The 26,080-nt window shown below is 69.3% G+C and carries 22 protein-coding genes; 10 read left to right on the forward strand and 12 right to left on the reverse strand.

Annotated elements, in window-relative coordinates:
- Positions 1–523 precede the first annotated feature (523 nt).
- The 3 genes from EX88_RS26125 (at position 524) to EX88_RS0117345 (ending at position 3,145) form a co-directional block, all read left to right on the forward strand.
- Positions 524–1,222, forward strand: coding sequence for a response regulator (locus EX88_RS26125; protein WP_031373252.1), 699 nt, complete (start codon positions 524–526; stop codon positions 1,220–1,222).
- Positions 1,223–2,599: an ATP-binding protein gene (locus EX88_RS0117340; RefSeq protein ID WP_051885248.1), complete on the forward strand. Its 1,377-nt coding sequence runs from the start codon at positions 1,223–1,225 to the stop codon at positions 2,597–2,599. It begins immediately after the preceding gene.
- A 102-nt stretch (positions 2,600–2,701) separates the two neighbouring features.
- Positions 2,702–3,145, forward strand: a complete 444-nt coding sequence (locus EX88_RS0117345; protein ID WP_152566331.1) for a hypothetical protein — start codon at positions 2,702–2,704, stop codon at positions 3,143–3,145.
- Positions 3,146–3,166: 21 nt separating this feature from the next.
- On the opposite strand, the gene EX88_RS0117350 is transcribed toward EX88_RS0117345, so the two are convergent.
- Positions 3,167–3,790, reverse strand: a complete 624-nt coding sequence (locus tag EX88_RS0117350; RefSeq protein WP_051885249.1) for a TetR/AcrR family transcriptional regulator — start codon at positions 3,788–3,790, stop codon at positions 3,167–3,169.
- Between the two features lie 772 nt (positions 3,791–4,562).
- On the opposite strand from EX88_RS0117350, the gene EX88_RS0117355 reads away from it, so the two are divergent.
- From EX88_RS0117355 to EX88_RS24720, 3 genes are all read left to right on the forward strand, one after another.
- On the forward strand, positions 4,563–8,579 hold the full coding sequence (locus tag EX88_RS0117355; RefSeq protein ID WP_036149298.1) for a non-ribosomal peptide synthetase: 4,017 nt from the start codon (positions 4,563–4,565) through the stop codon (positions 8,577–8,579).
- 11 nt (positions 8,580–8,590) lie between these two features.
- Positions 8,591–9,943, forward strand: a complete 1,353-nt coding sequence (locus EX88_RS0117360; protein ID WP_051885250.1) for a glycosyltransferase — start codon at positions 8,591–8,593, stop codon at positions 9,941–9,943.
- A 269-nt stretch (positions 9,944–10,212) separates the two neighbouring features.
- Positions 10,213–11,481, forward strand: a complete 1,269-nt coding sequence (locus EX88_RS24720; RefSeq protein WP_051885251.1) for a patatin-like phospholipase family protein — start codon at positions 10,213–10,215, stop codon at positions 11,479–11,481.
- Positions 11,482–11,505: 24 nt separating this feature from the next.
- Here EX88_RS24720 and EX88_RS0117370 read toward each other — a convergent pair whose 3' ends face one another.
- On the reverse strand, positions 11,506–13,179 hold the full coding sequence (locus EX88_RS0117370) for a phosphoethanolamine transferase (RefSeq protein ID WP_031373259.1): 1,674 nt from the start codon (positions 13,177–13,179) through the stop codon (positions 11,506–11,508).
- A complete protein-coding gene (locus tag EX88_RS0117375; protein ID WP_031373260.1) occupies positions 13,176–13,955 on the reverse strand; it encodes a phosphatase PAP2 family protein in 780 nt (259 codons plus the stop codon). The genes EX88_RS0117370 and EX88_RS0117375 overlap by 4 nt, the downstream gene beginning before the upstream one ends.
- A 402-nt stretch (positions 13,956–14,357) precedes the next feature.
- On the opposite strand from EX88_RS0117375, the gene EX88_RS0117380 reads away from it, so the two are divergent.
- A complete protein-coding gene (locus EX88_RS0117380; RefSeq protein WP_031373261.1) occupies positions 14,358–15,065 on the forward strand; it encodes a response regulator transcription factor in 708 nt (235 codons plus the stop codon).
- The gene (locus EX88_RS0117385) at positions 15,049–16,368 is read left to right on the forward strand and encodes a sensor histidine kinase (RefSeq protein ID WP_081931150.1); all 1,320 of its coding nucleotides are present in this window, start codon (positions 15,049–15,051) and stop codon (positions 16,366–16,368) included. The genes EX88_RS0117380 and EX88_RS0117385 overlap by 17 nt, the downstream gene beginning before the upstream one ends.
- Before the next feature lie 278 nt (positions 16,369–16,646).
- Here the strand turns inward: EX88_RS0117385 and EX88_RS0117390 are convergent, their stop codons facing one another.
- The 4 genes from EX88_RS0117390 to EX88_RS0117405 form a co-directional block, all read right to left on the reverse strand.
- The gene (locus EX88_RS0117390; protein WP_081931153.1) at positions 16,647–17,558 is read right to left on the reverse strand and encodes an EcsC family protein; all 912 of its coding nucleotides are present in this window, start codon (positions 17,556–17,558) and stop codon (positions 16,647–16,649) included.
- A 108-nt stretch (positions 17,559–17,666) separates the two neighbouring features.
- The gene (locus EX88_RS0117395; RefSeq protein ID WP_031373264.1) at positions 17,667–18,068 is read right to left on the reverse strand and encodes a DUF3037 domain-containing protein; all 402 of its coding nucleotides are present in this window, start codon (positions 18,066–18,068) and stop codon (positions 17,667–17,669) included.
- Positions 18,046–18,822, reverse strand: a complete 777-nt coding sequence (locus EX88_RS0117400; protein WP_031373265.1) for a HipA family kinase — start codon at positions 18,820–18,822, stop codon at positions 18,046–18,048. Before EX88_RS0117400 ends, EX88_RS0117395 begins: the two co-directional genes overlap by 23 nt.
- A 139-nt stretch (positions 18,823–18,961) precedes the next feature.
- Positions 18,962–19,654, reverse strand: a complete 693-nt coding sequence (locus EX88_RS0117405) for an FMN-dependent NADH-azoreductase (protein ID WP_031373266.1) — start codon at positions 19,652–19,654, stop codon at positions 18,962–18,964.
- 138 nt (positions 19,655–19,792) lie between these two features.
- On the opposite strand from EX88_RS0117405, the gene gcvA reads away from it, so the two are divergent.
- A complete protein-coding gene (gene gcvA, locus EX88_RS0117410; protein WP_031373267.1) occupies positions 19,793–20,695 on the forward strand; it encodes a transcriptional regulator GcvA in 903 nt (300 codons plus the stop codon).
- Positions 20,696–20,731: 36 nt separating this feature from the next.
- Here gcvA and EX88_RS0117415 read toward each other — a convergent pair whose 3' ends face one another.
- Positions 20,732–21,139 carry a tautomerase family protein gene (locus EX88_RS0117415; protein WP_031373268.1) on the reverse strand — a complete coding sequence of 136 codons (408 nt, stop codon included), beginning with the start codon at positions 21,137–21,139 and terminating at the stop codon, positions 20,732–20,734.
- Positions 21,140–21,270: 131 nt separating this feature from the next.
- Between EX88_RS0117415 and EX88_RS0117420 the strand changes: the two genes are divergently transcribed.
- A complete protein-coding gene (locus tag EX88_RS0117420; protein WP_031373269.1) occupies positions 21,271–22,134 on the forward strand; it encodes a LysR family transcriptional regulator in 864 nt (287 codons plus the stop codon).
- A 343-nt stretch (positions 22,135–22,477) separates the two neighbouring features.
- Here the strand turns inward: EX88_RS0117420 and ung are convergent, their stop codons facing one another.
- The 4 genes from ung to ftsE all read right to left on the reverse strand — a co-directional run bounded on the left by ung (position 22,478) and on the right by ftsE (position 25,881).
- Positions 22,478–23,182 carry a uracil-DNA glycosylase gene (ung, locus tag EX88_RS0117425; RefSeq protein WP_031373270.1) on the reverse strand — a complete coding sequence of 235 codons (705 nt, stop codon included), beginning with the start codon at positions 23,180–23,182 and terminating at the stop codon, positions 22,478–22,480.
- Positions 23,179–24,030, reverse strand: coding sequence for a response regulator (locus tag EX88_RS0117430; RefSeq protein ID WP_031373271.1), 852 nt, complete (start codon positions 24,028–24,030; stop codon positions 23,179–23,181). Before EX88_RS0117430 ends, ung begins: the two co-directional genes overlap by 4 nt.
- A gap of 154 nt (positions 24,031–24,184) precedes the next feature.
- The gene (gene ftsX / locus EX88_RS0117435; RefSeq protein WP_081931155.1) at positions 24,185–25,198 is read right to left on the reverse strand and encodes a permease-like cell division protein FtsX; all 1,014 of its coding nucleotides are present in this window, start codon (positions 25,196–25,198) and stop codon (positions 24,185–24,187) included.
- The gene (gene ftsE / locus EX88_RS0117440; protein WP_031373273.1) at positions 25,195–25,881 is read right to left on the reverse strand and encodes a cell division ATP-binding protein FtsE; all 687 of its coding nucleotides are present in this window, start codon (positions 25,879–25,881) and stop codon (positions 25,195–25,197) included. The genes ftsX and ftsE overlap by 4 nt, the downstream gene beginning before the upstream one ends.
- Positions 25,882–26,080 lie beyond the last annotated feature (199 nt).

Raw genomic sequence — 26,080 nt, forward strand, 5'->3', positions numbered from 1 at the left:
TTGTCATCAATCGTGGCCGCGCCGGCGCGTTGCGACGACAACGATGAAGTTCATGCCTGGCCATCGCCAGGCTCGTGTCTCGACTACGACGGCGGCGCAATGCCGCCGTCGCGCGTATCGCAGCGGCCCTCGATGCGCCGTTGGTACGCTCTTGCGATCCGTCCATCGGTTTCGCCTTGTCTCTGCGTACAGCAACCGCCATTACGCTGTCGTGCAAGGTCGCCGCGCCATCGCGTCGCCGCTCACGCCGCCGTCCGCGCATCGCGCTTGCAACCCTGCGTACGATCGCGGCATCAATGTCAGCAAGCCCACTCACTGCGCCGCCTTCGATGCCCTCACCGCTGCGTTTCCGAAACGAACGTCATTCGCCCGGCCCGGTTGCGGACGCACGCGCCAGTCCGCCGCCGTGGCGTCCGCCGCGCGCGCCGCCCGACCCCGGCTTCGATACCCGGATGTGTTTATTTGTACGGTCCCGACGAGCACCACCCGCCGGCGCTACCATGCCGGCTCGCATGAGGTGGCCATGAATAAAGTCCTGCTGATAGAGGACGACGCCCGACTGGCCGGGCTGATATCCGAATACCTGCAACGCTACGACTTTCAAACCTCGGTGGTACTGCGCGGGGACCAGGCGCTGACCGCGATCGAGGACGATCCACCCGACGTCATCGTGCTCGACCTGATGCTGCCCGGCATGGACGGCTTCGACGTCTGTCGCCAGATCCGCAAGCAGTCGAGTCTGCCGATCGTGATGCTGACCGCGCGCGGCGATCTGTTCGATCAGGTCACCGGCCTGGAGGTCGGCGCCGACGACTACGTCCTCAAGCCGGTCGAGCCGCGGCTGTTGCTGGCGCGATTGCGCGCCATCCTGCGCCGCAGCCAGGCGCGGCCGCAACCCAACGGCTCCTCGATGCTGCTGTACGGTGGCCTGCAGATCGACATGACCGCGCGTCAGGTGCGCTGGAAAGGCCAGGAGATCGACCTCAAGACCGCCGACTACAACCTGTTCGTGATCCTGGCCCAGGCCGCCGGCCGCGTGCTCAATCGCGACGAGTTGCTGCGGCGCTGGCGCGGGATCGGCTTCGACGGCGTCGACCGCACCGTCGACGTCAGCATCTCGCGCCTGCGCCGGCATTTCGGCGACGACGCCAACGAGCCGCGCAAGATCAAGACCGTATGGGGCCGCGGTTACCTGTTCAGTCCGATCGCCTGGGAGGACTGAATGTTCGCGATGCTGGTGCGGCTGTATCTGACCGTGGCCGGCCTGCTGTTGTGCTCGATGCTGTTGGTGCAGCAAGCCTTTCCGTATCTGTTCCCGGACCAGTACTCGCAATCGGCGCGGCACGAGTTCAGCGGCGAGCTGGCGCTGCTACGCGAGCACCTGCGCGGCGTCGGCATCGGCGAATTGCCCGAGCGCATCGCCGCGCTCAACCGCAGCAACCCGGACCGCTACAGCGTGCTGTCGCCGGCGATGGCGCTGCGCCTGCCGTCGCGTGTGCTGGCCGAACTGGCCGCCACCGGCACCGCCAGCGACCACGTCAGCACCGAGCATCACCACGTCTATGTCCGCCTCGACCACGGCGACGTGGTCCAGATCAGCTACGACGAAAGCGATTTCCCGATCCGCTACATCGCCTATGCCACCGTGTTCGCGATGGTGCTGGTCGGCCTGATGATCTGGCTGCAGCCGCATTGGCGCGACCTGGAGCAGTTGCGCGACGCCGCCGCGCGCTTCGGCGACGGCGACCTCAACGCCCGCGCACGCCTGCCGGGCGGCTCGTCGATCCGCCAGCTGTGCGTCTACTTCAACAACATGGCCGACCAGATCGGCTGCCTGATCCAGTCGCAGCGCGACATGGTCAACGCCGCCTCGCACGAGCTGCGCACGCCGATCACCCGCCTGGAGTTCGGCCTGGCCAACCTCGGCGACACCCTCGACGACCGGGTGGCGCGTGCGCGCGTGCACGCCTTGCGCTGCGACGTCGAAGAACTCGACCTGCTGGTCGGCGAACTGTTGACCCTGGGCATGCTCGAACGCAGCGGCCCGATGCCGGCGTTGGAGCGCATCGACCTGTCCGCGTTCCTGCGCGCCTCGACCGGCGTGTCGGCCGAGGAGCTGCGCATCCGCACCACCTATATCGAATGGGCGCTCGCCCCGGCGCTGAAAGAGGTCGTGGTCGAGCCGCGCAGCCTCGGCCGCGCCTTCTCCAACCTCATGCGCAACGCCCTGCGCTATGCCGACGGCACCATCCGGGTCGGCGCCGAAGCGGTCGAGCACGGTTGGCAGTTGGTGGTCGAGGACGACGGCGTCGGCATCCCGCCGGAAGACCGCCTGCGCGTGTTCGAACCGTTCTATCGCCTCGACCGCAGCCGCGACCGCGCCACCGGCGGCTTCGGGCTGGGCCTCAGCATCGTGCGCCAGGTGATCGACCGCCACGGCGGCGAGGTCCACATCGAGAGCTCGCCGCTGGGCGGCGCGCGCTTCGTCATGCGCATTCCCTGGCACCAGCCCGGCGAGTGGCGCGGCCGCAACCGCCCCCCGCGCGAAGAACCCGCGGCGGACGCCGGCCACCTCGAGCACTCGTTTCATCTGCAATGATCGGCGCCGAAAGGATCGGCGCCGAGCGCTGACCCCTTTTTCCGGCGCAGTGCGTTAACCCATGCGCAGGCCGCCAATGACGGCGGCCGGGAAGGAACCGATATGCATATGGAAATGAATGCCCTCGACGACGTCGAGTCGCAGGTCCTCGACCTCGCCAACCAGGCCATCGGCCATCAGGCCGGCGGCGATTACCGCCAGGCCGCCCAGCACTGGGCGCAGGCCATCGCCTTGGCCGACACCGGCATGCACGACGACGAGATCCGCTACTGGCTGCGCAGCGGCATCGCCGACGCCCACTACCGGCTCGGCCAGGACGAAGCCTGCATCGCCGCGGCGCGCGAGGCGCGCGCCTGGTGCCGGCAGAACCAGGCGCCGCTGGCGGCCTTGCTGCTGGGTCAGGCGCTGTACCGCAGCGGACGCGTGCAGGCGGCGCTGGAAGCCCTCGACGAGGCGCGCGGCATGATCGGCGCGGAGTTCCTCGACGCGATCGACCACGCCCATCGCGACGCCATCGCCGAGCTCATGACCGCCCGCGCCGCCTGATCGCGAGGCTGCGCGGCGGGCTCAGAAGCGCGCCCACCATTGCACCGAGCGCTCGAAGTAACCGATCAGGGTCTGCACCAGGCGTTGCCGGTCCTGCGGCTCGCCGCAGGCAATGACCCGGTCGACCGCGCTGTGCATGGCGGTGAAGAAGATCACCGCGGTCAGGCGTGGGTCCGGCGCGGCCCAGACCCGCGCTGCGATGCCGCCTTCGAGCAACTCGACCAGTTGATCGACGACCGGGTTCTCCTGCATCGCATGGCGGTCGTGGGTGCGCAGGTCGTGGAAGACGACGTCGTGCAGCGCGACCTGGTCGAGATATCCTTCGACCGCGCTCTGCACCCAGGCGCGCAGGCGTGCCGGCCAATCGTTGGGCCGGCAGCGGTCCATGGCCTCGTGGAGACGGACGCGAAAGCCCTCGACGAAACGCTGCTGCAAGGCCAGCAGCACATGCTCGCGGCTGGCGAAGTGGTCGCGCAGCACGCGCAGTTCCAGGCCGGCGCCGGCGGCGATGTCGGCCAGGGCGACGCGCTCGGTGCCGCGCTCGACGAACAGGCGCGCGGCGACGTCCAGCAGCGCTTCGCGGGTCGGGGCGGCGGCCGCGGCGAAGGCGGGCTGGGGCAGAGCAAACGCTGACGGGGACGGCATCGACCGGCCTCAAATGAGAATGGCTCTCATCATATCCCAGGCCACGACGGCGCGGGCCGGCGAGACCGGCCATACCGCCTGACCGCATTCACCCGGGCGTCGCGATCCGAGCCGGCCGCGCGTCGCAGTTCGATCGTTCTGCATCGCTCGACGCGGCGGTCTGCGCGCCATGGATATTCGCTGGCGGAAAATTCGTTCGCTAAAGCGAAAATCGAAAGCGCCTCGATGCCGCGCGGCATCACAGGCGGATCGTGATTTCGAACCGCGTTGCGATACCGCGCGGATACCGATATTTCAGAGGCGCAAACGCGAAAAATCGCTGCGGCGAGAATATTCGCGCGATCTTGTCGCCTGTAGAAAAAGCTTCACATATTCGACTTGTGATCCGGCTCTCAACGGCGGCTTCGTAAATATTCGACTTGTGATCCGGCTCTCACCGATCTCGATGGACAGCGCCGGAGCGCTCAGGGATATTGAATCCGAAGCGGCAGCGAAGTGCGATGCGGATCGTCGCTGCCGCAGGCGAACCATATAAGAACTCAAGCCCGCCATCTGCGCGAATAGCGCAGCCAGCTGCTACGGACAGGGCTCAGCCCCGGCGCCAAGCGCCGCGGCGGCGACGTAGTTTTATTTCGAAACAAACATGGAGAGGGGGCCACTCGTAACGACGAGCTGGCCGCGGGATCGCGCGCGAAAACAACGCGTCGTCGGGCATCGCGCCCGCCGGCCGCTGACGGCGTGCGGCCAACGGCCGCCTCAAAGGATGCGCGCCATGAATGAATCCCACTCCCCCGCCCTGCCCCTGACCACCGCCCAGCGCGGACTGTGGGTCGGGCAGAAGATCGCCTCGGCCGAAGCCTCCATGAACATCGCCGAAGCCGTGGAGATTTGCGGCCCGGTCGATACCGAGCTGTTCCTGCGTGCACTGCGCCAATTCACCCGCGAAGCCGATGCCACCCGCGTGCGCATCGTCGAACACGGCGGCTTGCCGCGGCAGATCGTGCGCGAGGAATACGAAAGCGACTTCCCGTATTTCGACCTCAGCCTGGAAGCCGAACCGCGCGCGGCCGCGGAACGCTGGATGCAGGCCGAACTCGCCAAGCCGGTCGATTTCGTCCACGACCCGCTCTGGGTCAGCGCGCTGTTCAAGCTCGCCGACGACCGCTATTGCTGGTACCAGCGCGCCCATCACACGATCTACGACGGCTACAGCGGCGGCATGACCGTGCGCCGCATCAGCGAGTTGTACAGCGCCTACGTCGAAGGCCGCGAGCCCGAGCCCTGCGGCTACGGCTCGCTGGCGGCGCTGGTCGAAAGCGAAGCCGCCTATCGCGGTTCCGAACGTTTCCAGCGCGACCGCGCGTTCTGGCGCGAGCAACTGGCGGCCCTGCCCGAGGCGGTGACCTTGGCGCGCCGGCGCGTGCGCAACAACGGCGGCCTGCGCCGTGCGCGCGGCCTGCTCGACGACGCGGCGCGCACACGCCTGGTCGAGATCGCGCGCGACTGCGGGGTGAGCCTGCCGCAGGTGCTGATCGCGCTGATCGCCGCCTATTATCACCGCGCCACCGGCGCCCACGACCTGGTGTTCGGCATGCCGGTCACCGGCCGCGTCAATCACGCCCTGCGCAGCACCCCGGGCATGGTCGCCAACGTGGTCGCGATCCGTTTGGCGATGAGCCCGCAGACGACCATGCCGGAACTGTTCGCGCAGGTCTCGCGCGTGGTCAAGCAGGCGCTGCGCCACCAGCAGTATCGCTACGAAGACCTGCGCCGCGACCTCGGCCTGGTCAATCCCGACCAGCATCTGGCCTGGCTCGGCATCAACATCGAGCCCTTCGACTACGGCAGCTTCGGCGGCCAACGCGCGACCGGGCATAACCTGCACAACGGCTCGGCCGAAGACCTGACCGTGTTCGTTTACGACCGCGACGACGGCGAAGGCTTGAGCTTCGACCTCGATGCCAACCCGGCCCTGTACCCGGCCGCGGAGCTCGACGAACACCGGCGCCGCCTGATGCGGTTGATCGAATCGGTGTCGGCCGATCCGTCGCTGAGCCTCGGCGCCATCGACGTGCTCGGCGATCAAGAGCGCGAGCGCCTGCTGCTGGGCTGGAACGACACCGACGCACCGCTGCCGGACAGCACCGCGCTCGACCAGTTCGAGCAGCAGGCCGCGCGCACGCCCGATGCGGTCGCGGTGATCGCCGGCGACACCGTGCTGAGCTATCGCGAACTCGACCAGAGCAGCACCCGCCTGGCCCACCGCTTGATCGCGAAGGGCGTGCGCCCCGGCGACATCGTCGCCATCGCCCTGCCGCGCGACGAGGTGTTGATCGCGGCCCTGATCGCGGTGTGGAAAGCCGGCGCGGCCTATCTGCCGCTGGACCCGGAAGCGCCGGCCGAGCGCATCGCCCTGACCCTCGACGACGCCGCACCGAGCCTGCTGCTGACCACCTCGAACTTCGCCGAGGCCTTCGCCGGCCGCGCGCTGCCGCTGCTGTTCGCCCACGAGCAGGACGAGGCCTACGAGATCGACGTCGACGCCGTCCTGCCGCGCGCGCGCTTCGACGCCACCGCCTACCTGATCTACACCTCGGGCTCGACCGGCCGGCCCAAGGGCGTGGAAGTCACTCAGCGCAATCTCGGCAACTTTCTGCTCGCGACCCAGCGCCTGTTCGCGCCGACCGCGGCCGATCGATTCTTGGCCCAGACCACGGTCGCCTTCGACATCGCCTGCTTCGAGCTGTTCCTGCCGCTCAGCGTCGGCGCGCGCATCGTCGTGACCACCGCCGAGGTGGTGCGCAATCCGCTCGCGCTGGCCCGCTTGATCGCCGAGCACGGCCTCAACTTCGTCCAGGCCACGCCGTCGCTGTGGCGCATGCTGTTGGCCAACCCCGAGCTGCGTCTGGACGGCGTGCACGCGTTGTCGACCGGCGAAGCCTTGCCGCCGGAACTCGCCCAGCGTCTGGTCGCCGCGGCCGCGCGGGTGACCAATCTGTACGGGCCGACCGAGACCACGGTGTGGGCCAGCGCGATCGAGATCACGGCGGCCGACCTCGCCGACGGTGCGCCGCCGCCGATCGGCAAGCCACTGGCGAACACCCGCGCCTACGTGCTCGACACCACGCTGAGTCCGGTGCCGACCGGCAGCGTCGGCGAGCTCTACATCGGCGGCGCCTGCGTCGCCAAGGGCTATCTGGGCCGCGACGAGCTCACCGCCGAGCGCTTCATCGCCGATCCTTTCGCCGCCCGCCGAGCCGATCCGCTCAGCGCCACCGATGCGCGCCTGTACCGCACCGGCGACCTCGCGCGCTGGCGCGACGACGGCGTCATCGAATACCTGGGCCGCGCCGATCAGCAGGTCAAGATCCGCGGCCACCGGGTCGAGCTCGGCGAAATCGAAACCCATCTCGGCGCCGAAGAAACCGTAGCCGAGGCCGCGGTCGCCCTGCACAGCGACACCGCGGGGCACGCGCTGCTTGCCGCCTATCTGGTGCCCGCGACCGGCCTGCGCCTCGACAGCGACGGCCTGCGCCGCCGTCTCGCCGCCAAGCTGCCCGACCACATGGTGCCGAGCGTCTACGTCGAATTGGCGGCGCTGCCGCTGACGCCGAGCGGCAAACTCGACCGCAAGGCGCTGGCGCCGCCGGAACGCAGCCGCCAGGCTGCCTACGCCGCGCCGCGCAGCGAGATCGAACGCAAGCTGGTGGCGCTGTGGCAGCGGATCTTCGGCCTCGAACGCGTCGGCATCCACGACAACTTCTTCGAGCTCGGCGGCGATTCGCTGACCGCCGCCGAACTGGTCGCCGCCTTCCCGCAGCATTTCGGCAGCGAGCTGTCGCTCGGCGCCCTGTTCGAGGGCTCGACCATCGCCGGCCTAGCCGCGTATCTGGAACGCAGCGGCGGCGAGAACGATCCGCTCGGCGCGTTGCTGTCGCTGCGCCTGTCCGACCGCGAACGGCCGCTGTTCTGCATCCACCCGGTGACCGGCTTCAGCTGGTCCTACGCCGGCATGCTGCGCCACCTCGACGAGACCCTGCCGGTGTACGCCCTGCAGTCGCGCGGCCTGCGCGGCGGCGGCGCCCTGCCCGGCAGCATCGAGGAGATCGCCGCCGACTACATCGCGCAGATGCGCCGGATCCAGCCGCAGGGGCCGTACCGCCTGCTCGGCTGGTCGCTCGGCGGCCTGATCGGGCATGCCATCGCCGCGCAGTTGCAGCAGGTAGGCGAACGCATCGAACTGCTGGCGATGATGGATTCGTATCCGTTCGTGGCCGATGCCCACGACGCCCAGAGCGAGGCGCAACAGGCCGTGGCCGTGCTCAAATTCCTCGGCTTCCACCACCGCATCCGCGACAACCCGCCGCAGGACATGCGCAGCCTGGCCGACCTGCTGTGCCGCGAGTACGAGGTGTTCTCGATTCCGCTGGTGCAGGAAATCATGAAGGCCGACGCGCGCCTGATCGAGAACGTCACCGCGGTGACCCGCAACAACCTGATGCTGGCGCGGCGCTACCGCCCGGCGCCGATCGAGACCGACGTGGTGTTCTTCAACGCCGGCCTCAAGGAGCACGTCGACCTGGACGGCCTGCTGCATTACCACGCCGCGGCCTGGCAGCCCTTCATCGGCGGGCGCATCGAGATCCACGACGTCGACTGCCATCACCAGTCGATGCTCGAACCGCGCGCGGCCGCCCACATCGGCCGCGTGCTGCGCGAGCGGCTGGACTCGCGGCCGCTGCCTTCCCCGCCACCGACGCCGGCCGCGCTCGCGGTCGCGTACTCGTAAGGAGACGCTCCGTGTCCGATGCCATCGTCATCTTCACCGTCGGCACCCAAGGCGACGCGCGTCCCTGCGTCGCCCTCGGCGTGGCCCTGCGCCAGGCCGGCCACCGGGTCCGCATCGTCACCAGCGACAACTTCGCCGGCATGGTGCGCGAGGCGGGGCTGGAGTTCTTCGCCCTCAGCGCCGACTTCAGCGATCTGCTGACCAACAACCCCGAGACCGTCGACAAGGCGCTCAACCCCTTGTTCCTGGTCAAGCACACGCGCGAGAAATTCGCCTCGATGGCCGCGACCTGGGTGCGCGAGACCCGCCCGGCCTGCGAGGGCGCCGCGCTGTTGATCGGCAACGGCATCGCGACCCAGTTGGCGAAGGCGCTCGGCGAGGCCGAGGGCATCGCCTTCGTGCAGGCGCAGTTGCAACCGTTCACGCCCTCGCGCGAACTCTCGCCGCTGGCATTCTGGTCGAAGGCGCGGTTCCCGGGCGCGGTCAACCTGGGCCTGTACCAACTCATGAAATTGTTGGCCTGGTACACCCTCAAGCCCGCGGTCAACGACGTGATCCGCCCGCAACTCGGCCTGCCGCGCTATCCCTGGTACGGCCCTTATTTCGAGCGCGATCGCTTGCGCAAACGCGTGCTGTACGGCTACAGCCGCCACATCCTGCCGCGCCCGAGCGACTGGCCCGAAGAAGCCCGCGTCACCGGCGGCTGGTTCCTCGACCAGGCCGAGCAGTGGCAGCCCCCGCAGGCGCTGCAGGACTTCCTCGACGAGGGCGAGAAACCGATCTACATCGGCTTCGGCAGCATGCTGGCGAACAACGCCGAGGCCTTCACCGCGACCGTGCTCGAGGCCGCGCGCATGAGCGGTCGCCGCGCGGTGCTCGCGACCGGCTGGGGCGGCCTGCGCGGCGAACCCGGGCGCCGCGACGAGCGCACCTACGTGATCGACAACGCGCCGCACGACTGGCTGTTCCCGCGCATGGCCCTGGCCATGCATCACGGCGGCGCCGGCACCACCGCGGCCGCGGCGCGCGCCGGCATCCCTTCGGTGTTCGTGCCGTTCTTCGGCGATCAACCGTTCTGGGCGCGGCGCATGCACGAACTGGGCGCGGCGCCGCCGGCCCTGGACCGCGTGAGCGTGACCGCGACGCAGATGGCGCAGGCGATCGGCGCCGGGCTGCAGGCGCCGATGGTGCAGGCCGCCGCGCAACTCGGCCAACGCATCCGCGCCGAGGAAGGCGGCGCGACCGCGGTGCGCGCGTTGGCCGAGTGGGGGCTGTTGCCGGCCGCGTCGGGCCCGGCCGCGCAGGCCGCATCGGCGAAGGAAACACCGGCGCGGCTGCGCGCGGTGGAAGCCTTGGAGGCCTGAGGCGCGGCCCATCGGCGTCGGCCTCGCGGCCCGCCGCCCTCATCCGGCCCTGCGGGCCACCTTCTCCCGCAAACGGGAGAAGGAAGGCGCCGTCGCCGTCGCGAGCGCCTGAAGCCACAAGGCGAGGCGTTCGCAGAGGCGGGCCCGGCTTGCGACGGGCTCCCCACGGCGCCGACCAGCCATCGCAACCTGCAAGACGCGCTTCGGCGAGAATGAGCGGCTGATCGCGCGATGTTCTCGTCGCGCCTCAAACCGCCGAGGCGTCCTCCATGAAAAGCACCGATGTCGAACTCGAGCGCCTGCGCATCCGCCGCGAAGCGCGCCGCGCCGCGCTCGCCGCCGACACCCGCGTCGCGGTCGAACGCGAGGGCCGCGCCGTCTGCCTGTCCGGCGGCGGTTATCGCGCCGCGCTGTTCCACCTCGGCGCCTTGTTGCGGCTGCACGAGAGCGGATTGCTGGCCGGGGTGACCCTGTTCAGCTCGGTCTCGGGCGGCAGCATCGTCTCGGCCTGGCTCGCCTGCCGCTATCTCGACACCCGCCTCGACGGCGAAGCCTTCGCTGCCTGGAGCGACCGCATCGATTTCCGCGCGGTGGTGGTCGAGCCGTTCCGCGCCGTCGTCGCCCGCGACATCCGCACCGCGCCCGTGCTCGCCACCGTCGCCTACAACTGGCTCTGGCCCTCGCACCGCATCGCCCTGCTCGAGCGCCGCTATGCCGAAGTCTTCGGCGAACGCACGCTCGACCAATTGCCCGAATCGCCGGCCTTCGTGTTCTGCGCGACCGATCTGACCTTCGGGGTGAACTGGGAGTTCTCGCGACGCCGCGTCGGCGACTACCTCGCCGGCTATCTGCGCGACGGCGCACGGCGCGTCGGCCTGGCCTGCGCGGTGGCCGCGTCCTCATCGTTTCCGCCGGTGTTCGGCCCGGTCCGCTTCGACACCGAAGCCGGCGATTACCAGGGCGGTCACTACCAGGGCGACGACGGCGACGAACTGCGCGCACGCATCGAGCTCAGCGACGGCGGTGTCTACGACAACCTCGCCACCGAGCCGGCGCTGCGCCGTTACCGCGAGATGCTGGTGTCCGACGCCGGCGGCCCGTTCGCGTTCGAGACCCGGCGCTGGTGGCTGCAGCGGCTGCTGCGCTACACCCAGGTCGTCGGCAATCAAGCCGAGGCCCTGCGCAAGCGGCTGTTCTTCGGCCAGGCCGAGAGCGGTTCGCTGACCGGCGTGTACTGGAGCTTGAACGGCTCGCGCGACGAAGGCGCCGACGGCTACAGCCCGGCGCTGGTGCGCGAGGTGATCGGCCGGTTCCGCACCGATCTGGATCGCTTCCTCGATCCGGAGTTCGAGGTTTTGGTCAATCACGGCTACTTCGCTGCCGTCGACGCGATGTGGCGGCAGAACGGCTGGCATCCCGACAGCACCCAGAGCGCGAATTGGCCGTATCCGCAGCGCGCCGACGAGAGCGAAGTCCGGCGTCTGTTGCGCCACAGCCACCGGCGCGTGCTGCACCGGCGCTGGTGGGGCGCGAGCTGAGCCGATCGCGTTCGGCGCGCCCCCTCAAGCAGAGGCCGTGGCTCCACGCTCGCACGGCGCGAACAGGTCCAGGCGTTTGCGATACACGGAAGTCTCGACCTGCATCAGGCCGAGCACCGAATGGAACAGGTTGTCCTGGCTGGCCGGCCGCCGTGCTTCGTTGCGCAGGCACCGCAGGTCGAGGCCGCGCGCGGTGCTGAAGCCCGGCGACATCCACATCACCATCGGCACCCGGGTCTGAGTCTTCGGCGCGATGGCGTACGGCACGCCGTGCAGGTACAGGCCGTTCTCGCCGAGCGACTCGCCGTGGTCGGACAGATAGATCAGCGCGGTGTCGCGACCGGCGTCGCCGGCCAGGTAACGGATCGTGCGGGCGAGGAATTCGTCGGTGGCCAACACCGCGTTGTCGTAGGCGTTGACGATCTGCTCGCGGCTGCAGCGCCCGAGCTCGTTGGTGTCGCAGGTCGGGGTGTAGCGGCGCAGGCGCTCGGGATAGCGACGGAAATAACTCGGCCCGTGATTGCCGAGCTGATGCAGCACCACCACCGCATCGCCGCCGCGCACGTCGAGGCGTTCGCGCAGGCCGCGCAACATGACCTCGTCGAAGCAGCGCTCGGCATCGCAGAAGGCCGGATCGCGGTCGTGCTCGAACGACTCGAACGCCAGGCCCTTGCAGACGTTCTTGCAGCCGGTCTGGTTGTCACGCCACAAGGTCTGGATGCCGGCGTATTCGAGCACGTTGAGCAACGACTCCGAGCCCTCGATGCGACGCTTGTCGTAATTCTCGCGGCCGTACGGCGAGAACATGCACGGCACCGACACCTCGGTGCTGCTGCCGCAGGCAGTCATGTCGGGGAAATTGATCGGCTGGATCCGCGCCAGCTCCGGCGTGGTCTGGCGCTGGTAACCGTTGAGGCCCCAGTTCTGCGCGCGCACGGTCTCACCGACCACCAGCACCAGCAGGCGCGGCTTGGCCCCGGGCGCGCGGGCACCGACGCGTGCGTCGGTGCCGATCGGCGCGCGTCCGCGCACCCGCGAAGCCGAGTCGTCCAGCGCGACCCGCGCCAGCGAGACCAGATAATTCGCCGGCGTCACCAGGTGGCGGATCTCCTTGTGATTGCGCATCAGCGCCGATACGTCCTGGAACGACAGCATCAGCGCCAGCACGCCGACCGCGAGCGCGGCCGACAGCGTGCCCAGGCGCACCAGCACGGCGCGCCCGAGCGGCCGCGGTTTCAGCTTCACCCGCCACAGCAGCAGCGACGGCAGCACGCCGTACAGCAGCATCGGCAGGATCAGACCGGCACTGAGCAGTTCGCCGGATTCTTTGCCGTCGGACTGCAGCACGTTGCGCACCATGCCGGTGTCGAGGTACACGCCGTACTGGCTCATGAAATGCGCGGCGGCGGCGGTGATCAACAACAGGAGAGTCAGCAGCGGCTTCACCGTCCAACGGTTCAACAGCATCCCGAGCAGAAGCAGAGTGATCGCGACGATCGCCACGAACATGCAGGCGGCGATCCAGGCGCCGTCGCCGGCGCTCAGCGCCCCGGCGGCCGAAGCCGCGTGCCAGAACGCGCCGTTGGCGAACACCGCGAAGAACAGACTCGCGGCCAGGGCGATGCTCTCGACGCTGGCCTCGGGCCGGTAAGCGAACCAGGCCGGCCAACGCAGCCGCGAACGGACGATCGCGTTCATCGGCCGGCCCCCGGCGCCAACGGCAAGGCGACCGCCGCGGGCGCCGCGCGCTTGAGCGGCGCCATCGCCAGGTACAGCGTCAGCGCCGCCGACCAGGCGATGCCGAGGGTCCACAGATCGTGCGAAAGAAAGTGCGCGCCGCGCAGCTGTTGCGCAAAACCGAACAGCAAACCGAGGCCGAGGCCGACCGACAGCCCGAGCCAACGCAGCCGCGGCTGCACGGCCAGGAAGAAGAAGTACAAGGCGACCCAGGCATAACCCGCGCTGGCATGGCCGGCCGGAAAACAGCGTCCGCGCGCCAGCCCCGACGGGCGCTGGGACAACAGGCCGAAGAACTCGTTGGCGCCGCCGTAGCGGCTCAAGTCCCAGGGGCAATCCATGTCGGTGAGCGACTTCAGCGCCGACACCAGCGCGATCGCCAGCACGGTCGACAGCAACAGATACGCCAGCGGCCGCCGCCATTCGCTCAAGCCCGGGCTCAGGCGCGCGACGAGCCACGATGCGAGCACGCCGAACCAGGCCGCGGTGCTGGCGTCGCGGCCGAAACGATGGACCAGATGCTCGGTCAGATAGGCGTTCTGCAACGCCCAACGCCCGCCTTGCCAGGCATACAAACGGTCGGCCAGCCAGAAGTCGCCGCCCGTCGTCGCCCAGGCCGTCACGGCGAACCAGAGCAGCAGCGGCGCGGCGAGATGCGTCCGCAGGAAACGGCGATGCGACGGGTAATACCGCGGCGAGAGCGCGGAACGGGCGAGGAAATAGGCGGAGGGGTTCATCGACGGCGGCGGGCTCGCAGGGCGGCGAAGGCGGTCCCGCGATGGGATCGGCCGGACCGGCGGCGATCATCGAAGCGCCGCTGTCGGAGAGCGGTCGGAGCCAGGTTCGCGCTTCGTTAAAGCGCAGCCGATGGCGCAGGCCGCAACCGCCGGCGTTCAGCTGCCGGCGTGGGCGGCGGCGTGCTTTGCGAGGCGCTCCGACATCGCTCCGACGCGACCTGGGCGACCCTGGCGGTTTGGTCCAGTGGTTTGGTCCGGTGGTTTGGCGGTGGTTTGGCGGTGGTTTGGGCCCGGCGCCCGGGCCAGGTCGGGCCGATCACGGCCGGCGGCGGCCACGGGCCGCGCCGGTGCGAATCGGGCACTATCGCAACGAGCCGCGAACGGCGGCGGGAGATTCGGCGCATGCGCCTGTTGGTGGTGGAAGACAATCGCAGCCTGGTCGCCAACCTCTTCGATTATTTCGAGGCGCGCGGCTACACCCTGGATGCCGCGCCCGACGGCCCGACCGGCCTGCACCTGGCGGTGACCCAACATTACGATGCGATCGTGCTGGACTGGATGTTGCCGCGCCTGGACGGGCGCGAGGTGCTGCGCTGCCTGCGCGAGGAAGCCGGTTCCGACGTGCCGGTGCTCATGCTGACCGCGCGCGACGAACTGCCCGACAAGATCGCCGGCTTCCGCGCCGGCGCCGACGACTACCTGACCAAGCCCTTCGCCCTGCCCGAACTCGAAGTGCGCCTGGAAGCGTTGGCCGCGCGCGCAGCCGGACGCGGCCGCAGCCGGGTGCTGCAACTGGCCGATCTCAAACTCGACCTGACCACCCTGGAAGTCAGCCGCGGCGGGCGCGCGCTGCACCTGTATCCGGCCTGCCGCAAATTGCTCGAAGTGTTGATGCAGTCGAGCCCGGCCGCGGTCACCCGCGAACGCCTCGAACATGCCTTGTGGGGCGACAGCCCGCCCGACGGCGACATGCTGCGCTCGCATATCTACGAACTGCGCCGCGCCGTCGACGGCCCTTATCCGGTCAAGCTGATCCAGACCCTGCCGCGCGTCGGTTATCGCATCGCCGTGCCGGCCGCCGAGCGCGACAACGATGCCCACGCCGACTGAATTCAACGGGCCCGCCGCCGGGACCGCAGGCGCTCGCGGCGGATTCCGTTCGAGCCTGCAGCGCCGCATCCTGCTCGGCGTGCTCGGCTATACCGCGTTGCTGTCGATCGCGGTGGTGGTGCAGGGGTTCGTCGTCAACGAGCACGCCGAACATCTGGTGTGGACTTCGCTGATGGATTCCGAGCTCGATCACTTCATCGAGCGCCGCCGGATCGAACCCGACTATCGCTGGATCGACACCGAATCGCTGAGCCTCTACGACAGCCGCGGCGACCGCCCGATCCCGGCCGACCTGCAGGCGCTCGGCCCCGGCGTGCACGACGACATCCTGGTCGACGGCGGCGAGCGCGTGGTGATGGTGCGCGACGTCGACGGCGGACGCCTGACCCTGTCGCTCGACATCACCGACATGGAGCACAGCGAATTCGACATGGCGCTGACCATCGCCGGCGCGGCACTGACGACCTTGCTGCTGCTGGCGGTGATGATCGCCTGGGGCGTGCACCGCCTGGTGCGCCCGCTCAGCCACATGGCCCAGCGCATCGGCGGCCTGCAGCCCGATCGCGCCGGCCAGCGCATCGAGGTGCCTGAAGCGGCGAGTTCGGAACTGGTGGTGATCGCCGATGCGGTCAACGACTACCTCGAACGCAACGACCGCTTCGTCGAACGCGAGCGCGCCTTCATCGACAGCGCCAGCCACGAACTGCGCACGCCGATCGCGGTGATCGCCGGTTCGACCGAACTCGCGCTCGAACAACGCGAACTGCCGCCGGGCGCGCAACTGCAGTTGGAACGGATCCGTCGCACCGCCCGCGACGTCGAGCAGCTGATTTCGCTGTTGCTGGTGCTCGCCAAGGACCCGCAGCGCCTGGCCGCGAGCGCCGACCGCGTCGCCCTGGATCAGTTGCTGCCGGAGATCGTCGAAGACCACCGTCACCTGACCCGCGACAAAGACCTGAGCCTGGCGCTGGCGCCGATGCCGCATTGCGAGATCGTCGCGCCGCTGCCGATCGTGCAGGCGGCGATCGGTAACCTGCTGCGCAACGCCATCGAGAACAGCGACCGCGGCGAGATCGCGATCCGCCTGTCCGCGGATGCGACCGTGATCATCGAAGACCCGGGCCACGGCATGACGCCGGAGGAGATCAGCGCGATCTACGCGCGCGTCGCGCGCGGCGGCCGCGAAGGCGGCGGCATCGGCCTGGACCTGATCTCGCGCCTGTGCGAGCACCTGGGCTGGAGCCTGCGTTTCGATGCCGCCGAACGCGGCACGCGCACCACGCTACGCTTGCGGCCGGATTGAACGGCAGCCGCTACGAATACCTCCAACCGTCATCCCCGCGAAGGCGGAGTGAATGGATGCTGCTCGCGAGCCACTGGCTCGCGCATCCACGAACGCCAGGGCGCTATGCGCCCTGGCCGGCTCGCAGAGACCTCAGGTGTTCCCGCACGAAAATCCGACTGCTCGACCACTCGCCATCGACACGTGGAAGTGCACGGTCGCGGCTCGCGCCGCTCCTGCCCTTGGCTGCGGGAAGTGATGCCGCCAGCCGGTCAGTGCCGCCGGTCTCACTCGTCCAGTTAATCGCCCGCAGCATCGTCCGCCGGCGGCGCCGGCAAAGCCCGCGCCGCTACCGCTACCGGTGCCGACAGCGACGCCGGCGCGGTGCGCTGGCGTTCGTAGGCGCGCGCGACTTCGGCGTGGCCGTACTTGCGTTCCAGGCGCTTGACGATGAAATGGCCGCGCGCCATGTCCTGATAGTGATTGGTGAACAGCATGTTCATCGTCGCCGCGGTGGCCGCGCCGATCACCGGCACCAGCTGCGCCGCGGTCTTCTCGCCGACGACCACGCCGAAGCGCGTGGCGACCACATCGACCAGCTTGCTCATCCACGCCGTGGCCTGCTTCTTGGCGTAGGCATGGGTGGCATGCTGGGCACCGCGCCGGCCGGCCAGCCCGGCCAGTTCCAGCCGGCCGACTTCGGCCAGGGCGGTACGCACGGCGTAGTAACCGGATGCGGACGCATCGTCCTCGTCGCTGCCGCCGCCGAAGGCGAACACTTCCACGCACGCGGCCTGCACCTCGGGATCGGACAGCGAGAACCCCTCGCTGCGGGCGATGTCGGCGACCGCGCGCATCATCACCACGGTCGACACCGGAAGCTCCGCGGCCAGCCCGGCCGCGCCGAAGAAACCGCCGACCGCACCGACCGCGCCGGCGACGAGCTTGTGGCTCTTGGTCGAGGAGGCCTTGCTCGGCTGATCCTTGACCGTCCACAGCGCCGCCGCGGCCGCCTTGTGCAGGGCCCCATGCACGATGTTCTGGATCCTGCGGCTGACGAAGCCGGGCAGCTTGGACATGCCGAACTCGATCGGCGCGCCGACGAAGGCGGTCATGCGCGCGGTGATCGACGGGGTTTCCAGCAGCGCCACCGCGCGCTTGAGATCGGCCGCGTCGGCGGTGTCGTCGAAGATGTCCTGGCCCTGCTCCATTCGCTCTCGCTCCGTCTCGGCTTGTCGCTCGCTGCCGCGATCGGACGATCGCGGTAAGGCGAACATAGGGGCGCCGGCGCCGCGCAACAAGCCCGCGCCGGCGCGGCGTCAGTCCCGCGCCGGGATCGGCCGCACCATGCGTTCGAGCAGGTGCTCGACGATCCGCTCGGGTTCGAGGCAGCGGCCGGTGTGCACCGGCGACATCTGGATGATCGAGCTGCGCTTGGCGGTGAGCCAGTGGAAACGCGCCCGCGCCGGCAACTGGCCGATCGGGCCGGCATCGCGGCCGCCGCGGCAGATGCGTTCGATCGCCTGCAGGTGCAATCGCACCGCCTCGATGTCGACACCGGGGTCGAGCGCACGCAGCCGCGCCGCATCGAGTTCGATCCCGGCAACCAGCAGACTGGAACCCGGACACGAGACCAGCACGCCGACGTTGACGAACTCTTCGCGTTCGACCCGCGGCACCACGCGGATCACCGCATAGTCATACGGAGAGCGAGCGGGCATGGATCGCCTCCTCCACGAATGCGCGCGGCGCTTGCACGCGGCGGTTCAGATAATCGGCATAGGCCTGTCGGTGCGCGGCTGCATCGGCGAAGCCGGGTTCGTCGGTCAGCCAACTGTCGGGCACCAGCTCGACGATGGACCGCACCAGCGCGGGCGTGACCGCCGCGGCCATCGCCGCGTCGACTTCGGCGATGTCGCTGGCGAACGGCAGCAGCACATGGTCCTTGACCGGCGCGAAGCGGCTGCCCGCGGCGTTGCCGGCGTTGGCCCAGTCGTGATGGAAGTACAGGGCGGCGCCGTGATCGATCAGGGTCAGGCGGCGATGCCACAGCAACATGTTGGTGTTGCGCGCGGTGCGGTCGACATTGGTGACGAAGGCGTCGAACCAGGCGATGCGCGAGGCCAGCTCGTCGCTCGGACGGTCGACCAGCGGATCGTAGTTGACCGAACCGGGCAGGTAGTCGAGCGCGAGGTTGAGACCGGCGCTGGCGCGGATCAGGTGCTGGATCTCCGGATCGGGCTCGGTGCGGGCCATGTCGGCGTCGAGCTCGATCAGGACGATTTCCGGCACCGGCAGTTCCAGCCGGCGCGCGAGCTCGCCGGCGACGATCTCGGCGATCAGGGCCTTGCGGCCCTGGCCGGCGCCGCGGAATTTCATCACGTACAGGCCGTCGTCGTCGGCTTCGACGACGGCCGGCAGCGAGCCGCCTTCGCGCAGCGGCGTGACGTAACGGGTGGCGCAGACGGTCCTCAACACGGACGTTCCATTGCGGTCGGCTCGGCGGTGACGGGCGATCGCGGCGATGCGCGATCAGGCCGCCCACCTTAGGTCGAGCGAGGCCAAAAGCAAAATCCGCGGTTCGGATTCGCCACCGAAGGCCGCCTCCGCCGTCTCAAGCCGCCTTGCGCGTTTCGCCCTGGCGCGACAGACGCTCGACCAGCGCATCGACCTCGGCTTCGGCGCTTTCGATCGAGCAGCGCAGGTCCTCACCGCCGAACTCGTCGTACTCGATGGCCACGCCGTGCGCGTCGGTGATGCCCATGTAACCCATCGGCGTCAGCACCGAGGGTTCGACGTGGTTGATCGACTCCAGGCGTTCGCCCTTGCCGTAACCGTAGTCGCCGCGCGAGCTGAGCAGGACCAGGCGCTTGCCGGCATCGGCCAGCATCGGCCAGTACGGCTCGCCTTCGCGCGAACGGTCGAAGCCGAAGGTGCGGCCGACCCGGACGACGTTGTCGATCCAGGCCTTGAGCGGGGCCGGCACGCCGAAGTTGTACATCGGCACGCCGATCACGATCAGGTCGGCGGCGATCAGCTCGTCGATCAAGGCATCGCTTTCGGCCAGCACCTCGTGCATCCAGTCCTCGCGCTGCGCGAGCGGGGTGAAGGCGGCATGGATCCAGCGGCCGCTGACCGGGGTCGGCGGGGCGACGCCGACATCGCGCTGAACGATGGCGTCGTCAGGATGGCGCTCGCGCCAGCGGCGCACGAAGCGGGCGCTGAGGCGGCGGCTGTGCGAGCCGTGGGCCGCGGCGTCGGAGGCGTGCGGGCGGGCGCTGGAATCGATATGCAGGAGTCGGGTCATGGCGGTTCTCGTGGCGGGCCGATGGATGAGCCCTGATCATGTTCAGGCCGGAGTGGCGCTGGCTGCCGCCATGTTGATCCCGCCTTACGAACCCGACAAACTCCGATTACTCAGCCGATAAGAGAATTTTTCTCATCCATGTCCGGACGCCGCCTGCCCCCGCTCGGTTCCCTGCGCGCCTTCGAGGCGGCAGCGCGCCTGCACAGTTTCAAGCGCGCCGCCGAGGAGCTGTCGGTCACCCCCACCGCGATCAGCCACCAGATCCGTGCGCTGGAAGCGCAGATCGGCGTGCGTTTGTTCGAGCGCCAGACCCGCAAGGTGGCGCTGACCGCCGAAGCGGCCGCGCTGTATCCGGTGCTGCGCGACGGCTTCGACGCCTTCGCCGAGGCGATCGCGGCGATCGCGGCGCGGCGCCAGCGGCGCGCCCTGACCTTGTCCGCGCCGCTGTCGTTCACCGCCAAATGGCTGGTGCCGCGAGTGGCCTCGTTCCGTGCCGCCTACCCCGATCTCGATCTGCGTCTGCACGCCTCCGACGACCCGGTCGACCTGCATGGCGGCATCGCCGATGCGGCGATCCGCTACGGCCGCGGCCCCTATCCGGGACTGGTCGCCGAACGCCTGATCGAGAACCGCTTCGCTCCGCTATGCAGCCCGCGCCTGGGCCTGCGCCGTCCCGAAGACCTGCGCGCGCAGTCGCTGCTGCATTCGGAATGGCGGCATCCGACCGAGGACACGCCGACTTGGCAAGCCTGGTGCGCGCGCGCCGGCCTGGCCGGGCTCGATGTCGAGGCCGGCCTGCGTTTCACCGACGAAAGCCATGCGATCCAGGCGGCGATCGCCGGCCACGGCGTGGCCCTGCTGAGTCTGGCGCTGGTCGCCGACGATCTCGCCGCCGGCACGCTGGTGCAGCCCTTCGGCCCGGCGCTCGACGGCTATCCGCATTGGCTGCTACGGCCGGATACGCCGCCGAGCGAGGAAGTGCTGGCGCTGCGCGATTGGCTGCGCAGCGAGGCGAAGGTCGAAAGCGCGCCCGCGGGCTGAGACCGCGGACGGCACATCGGAACGCGCCCGATCGCCTCAGGCCGCAGCGATCCGCGCCGCCTGATAACGCTGCTCCTGGGTCAGCCCGCCATAGCCGTAGGCCGCGGCGCGCGCATCGATGACGTGGATGTAGGAGGTCTCGTGCACCTCGCCGATCAGTGCCGACAGCTCCGCATGCATCCGCTGCAGATAGCGCGCCTTCTCGGCCTTGGTGTTGGTCTCGTCGGTGATGCTGATATCGAGATGAAAGGCGTTGCGCCCCCACTGCGCCAGCGAACGACCGTCGATGAACCAATGCGGGCGGTCCACGTAGTGGATCGCGACCGCGACCAACTCGCGGGGCTTACCGAGAATCTCGACGGTCAGATCGGCGACCACCGCCGCGGCGCGGCGGCTGAGCTCGGCATCGGGGGTTCCGGAGAGTTGCAGGTTGATGTGCGGCATGGCGGCGTTCCTGTGAGGGCCGAGACGGTTCGGCGTGATTCGATGGGCTCAGCTTAGGCTTGCGCCCGCCATCGGAATAGCGGGAAGATCCGGCCCTATCCATCGGATTCTCCGATGGCTAAAGGATCGCCATGAGCACCCTCGACCTGGAACAGCTGAAGGCCTTCGTCGCGGTCGCCGAGGCCGGCAGCATTTCCGGCGGCGCCGAACGCGTGTTCCGTTCGCAGTCGGCGGTCAGCGAACAGATCCAGAAACTCGAACGCGCGGCCGATACCGCCTTGCTGCTGCGTTCGCGCCACGGCGTCGTCCCGACCCCGGCCGGCGAACGCCTGATCGGCCACGCGCGGCAGATGCTCGCCCTGGGCGAATTGGCCTTGCACGATGTGCGCCGCGAGCTGCGCCGCACCGAAGTGCGGCTGGCGATCAGCGATTACTTCCGCCCAGACGAGATCGCCGACCTGTTGCGCCACCTCGCCCGCCACTGCCCGCAGTTGCAGATGCAGGTGACGATGGGCCAGAGCGCGGCGCTCGCGCAGGGCCATGCCGAGGGCGCGTTCGACCTGGCGCTGACGATGGAGGTCGAATCGATCGCGCGACCGCGCCGTCGCGCGACGCAGGGCGAGTTGCGGCGCGAACCGCTGGCCTGGGCAGCGGCGGCCGGACTGGATCTGCGCAATGAAGCGAGCTTGCCGCTGGTGCTGCTGCCGCAGAGCTGCAGCCTGCACCAGACCGCTTTACGTGTGCTGCAACGACAGCGCGTCGGCCATCGCATCGCCCATCTCGGCAGCGGCGTGGCCGGCGTGCAGGCAGCCTTGCGTGCGGGCCTGGGCGTGGGTTGCCTCAATGCCTCGGCGATCGGCGAGGACCTGATGGTCGCGCGTTCGAGCCGGCTGCCGGCCTTGCCGTCCTGCGTATTCCGACTGTTGCCGCCGCCGGCCGATGCGAACCCGGCCCTGCGCGAAGCCGGCGAGGCCCTGCAGGCGTATTTCGCCTGAGCGAAGAAAAGCGGCACGCGCTTTCAGGGCAGGAACGACGCAAGCCGCGACCGCGGCGCATCCGATCGCGCCGATAGCAGCGCGAATCGCGGCACGCATGCATCCAGATATCGTGATTACGCCGCGCGCCGGATATGGCGGTCGCGGCTTACGCCGCTCCTACAAAGGCAGCGGGTGTAGGAGCGAGGTGAGTCGCGACCGCGATGCATCCGATCGCGCCAAAACCGCCACGCAAGGCAGGGCGGCAATGCATGCAGACCTCGTTGTTACGCCGCACGTCGCATAGCGCGGTCGCGGCTGGCGCCGCTCCTACCCCTTGGAGCCTTCGGCCACGCTTACGCGCTCAAAGCGCATCGCGCGCCGGCAGGGTCCAATCGATCGGGCCCTTGCCGTGGCGCGACAGGTACTCGTTGGCGGTCGAGAAATGCCCGCAGCCCATGAAACCGCGATGCGCGGACAAGGGCGAGGGGTGCGGCGCCTTCAACACGCGATGGCGGCCGGCGTCGATGACCTTGCCCTTGGCCTGGGCATAGCTGCCCCAAAGCAGGAACACCAGGCCCTCGCGTTCGCGATTGAGGGTGTCGACGACGTGGTCGGTGAAGCCTTCCCAGCCCTTGCCCTGATGCGCGCCGGCGCGGCCTTCCTCGACCGTCAGCACGGCGTTGAGCAGCAACACACCGCGTTGCGCCCACGGCAGCAGGCAGCCGTGATCGGGCCGGGCGATGCCGAGGTCGCGCTGGATTTCCTTGAAGATGTTGTCGAGCGACGGCGGCACCGGCACGCCGGGCTGGACCGAGAAACACAGCCCGTGCGCCTGGCCATAACCGTGGTACGGGTCCTGGCCGAGGATGACGACCTTGACCTGCTCGAACGGCGTAGCGTCGAAGGCCGAGAAAATCTGCGCGCCGGGCGGGAAGATCCGCGCGCCGGCCGCCTTGCGCTCGCGCAGGAAGCGCGACAGCGACTGCATGTCCTCGCGCGCGAACCAGTCGCCGACGCGGGCTTTCCAGGAGGCTTCGAGCTTGGGCTCGCGATCGACGTCGTTCATGCCGGCAACGCCGTCGGCTCGAGCCGCGACAGGCGCAACTGGAACAGGGTCTTGGTCACCAGCAGGCGCTCCTCGATCGGCTTGAGCACCAGGTCGTTGGCGCCGGCGCGCAGCAGCTCGCTCTGGTTGTCGCGGTTGGCGTCGCCGGTCATCACCAACACCGGCAGACGGCGCTTGCCGTAAGCGAAGTCGTTACGCAGCCGGGCGAGCAGATCCTTGCCGCCGAGCTCGCCCTTCAGATACACGTCGGTCAGCACCAGGTCGGCGCCGGCATCGCCGCCGGCCGCGCCGCTGGCGCGGTGCGCCTCGAGATGTTCGAGCGCTTCCTCCACGCCGATGAAGTGCAGCACCTGCAGGGCGTGGCGCTCGAGCATGCGCTTGGTCGCCACCGCGACCACGCGGCTGTCTTCGACGTAGAGCACGCGCGCGCCGGGAATCGGCTGCGGCTGCACATAGCCGCGGATGAACTCGGCCAGGGCGTTCGGGCCGAGCGCCTTGTCGAAATAATCGGTGACGTCTTCGGTGAAGCGGCGCGCTTCCAGATGCGCCTGGGCATCGCCGGAGACCACGATCACCGGCACATAGGCCTGGGCCGCGGCTTCGCGCACGGCGCGCGCCAGGGCGATGCCGTCGCCGTCGGGCAGGACCAGGGCGGTGGTGACCAGATCGACCTCGCCGTGGTCGAGGGCGACGCGCGCCTCGATGATGCTGCCGCATTGGACGATGCGGGTGTTCGGCAGCTCGCGCATCAGCACGTCGGCGATGAGCTTGCGCACCAGCTTGGAGCCGTCGACCACCATCACCCGCGGTGCGGTGTTTTCGAAGTGACGTAGATTCTGGCTTTGCATATCAGGAACGGTACCGTGTCGGCGACGCAGGGCCGACGCCCGAGGGCATCGACGCCAAGCGCACAGGCGGGGGAACCCGATTCTAGGCGGAAGCGGCCGCCGAATCCGAGTCTCAAGCAACATCCTGACAACCGCGCGACAAGGCGCGGACCGCTCAGCCTTGGCCGGAGCGGTTCTGGCGCAGGTAGTGGCCGGTCACGAAACCGGCGCCGAGCCAGCCCAGCACGGCCGCACCGGCCAGGATCGCCAAGGCCTGCGGCAGGTCGAAGCCCTGCAGCTCGAAATGACTGCCGTAACTCGTGGCCAGGGCCGTCAGCGGTTCGCGCAGGGTGCGGTCGGCCGCGGTCAGCAGGGCCAGCGCGACTGCGCCGGCGGCCAGGCCGTAGCAGGCACCGAGGTACAGGAAGGGCCGGCGGATGAAACCGTCGGTGGCGCCGAGCAATTGCAGCACCCCGATTTCTTCGCGCCGCGACTGGATGTCCAGGCGCACGGTGTTGCCGACCACCAGCAGGGCGCCCAGGCCCAGCATCGCCGCGAGCAACCAGGCCAGGCGGATGCCGAACCGCAGCCAGCCGTCGAGGCGCTGGCGCCAACCGGCGTCGTGCTGGACCACGTCGGTCTCGGCCAGGGTGCCGAGCGATTCGGCCAGGGCCAGTTCGTCGCCTTTCGGCGTCACCAGCAACAGGCTGGGCAACGGATTGCCTTCGATCGCGCTCAGGCTGTCGCCGAGGCCGCTCTTCTCGCGCAGATCGGCCAGGCCCTGCTCGGGCGTGCGCAGCTCGATGGCGCCGATCTCCGGCCGCGCGCGCAGCTCTTCGGCGAGGGCGCGGGCGCGTTCGAGCTTGATCTCGGGCTTGAGGAACAGGCTGATCTGGCGCGACTGCTGCACTTCGCCGGCGAAGCGTTCGATGTTGCTCAGCGCCGCCCACAGGCCGAGCGGCAGGGCCAGGGCGACCGCCATCACCCCGATCGTCAGCAACGCCGCCCAGGGCTTGCTCAGCAATCGGCCGACGCTGGCGACCAGGCTGTAGAGGTGATGATCGAACCACACCCCCAAGCGCGACTGCACCGCCGACTCGACTGCGAGGTCGTCGTCGTGCGATGCCGGGACCTCGATGCGGGAAGGCGCCCCGCCATGGGAAGACTCTGGGGTCGGAAAGGAACTCATTCGGCCAGGTCCTCGGGCGCGATGTCGTCGACCAGGCGGCCCTGGTTGAGCACCAGCACGCGCTTCTTCATGCGCTTGACCAGGGCCAGGTCGTGGCTGGCGACGAGCACGCTGGTGCCGCGCTCGGGCAGCGACTGGAACAGGGTCATGATTTCCGCCGACAGGGTCGGGTCGAGGTTGCCGGTGGGTTCGTCGGCCACCAACAACCGAGGCTCGCCGATGATCGCCCGGGCGATGCCCACGCGTTGCTGCTCGCCGGCCGACAGCTCGCCCGGCAGAGCCGAAGCGCGCGCACCCAGGCCGACCTTCTCCAGGGTCATGCGCACGCGCCGGCCGATGTCGGGGCGGCGCAGGCCGCGCAGCAACAGCGGCAGGGCGACGTTGTCGGCGACGCTGCGGTCGGCGAGCAGGCGGTGATCCTGGAACACCACGCCGATCTCGCGCCGATGCAGGGCGATGCGACGGCCGCCGACCTTAAGCAGGTTGCGCTCGCCGAAAAACACCGCGCCGCGGCTCGGGCGTTCGCTCAGATGGATGAGCTTGAGCAGGGTGCTTTTGCCGGCGCCGGAGTGGCCGGTGACGAACAGCATCTCGCCGGGAGCCACCTCGAAGCTGACTTCGCTGAGGGCCTCGTGCCCGCTGCTGTAGCGTTTGCTGACGTTGTCGAAGCGCAATACGGTCATGGCCGGAAGTATCGCAGAGCGAATCGCCGGAGACATCACGTTTCGGCCCCGGCGTTTGGCCTATGTTCTCGCTGCGGTCGTCGCGCGGCTTCGACGACGAATCGACGGCACCGACCGGCCTCGCAGGCCGGCCGGCACAGCACGACCGCAGCGGGCCCGATCTCGGCATAGCCGTCCGAGCCACCCGCGCGATGCCTTG

The organism is Lysobacter antibioticus, assembly GCF_000731095.1.
In the GTDB taxonomy this organism is placed as follows: domain Bacteria; phylum Pseudomonadota; class Gammaproteobacteria; order Xanthomonadales; family Xanthomonadaceae; genus Lysobacter; species Lysobacter antibioticus_B.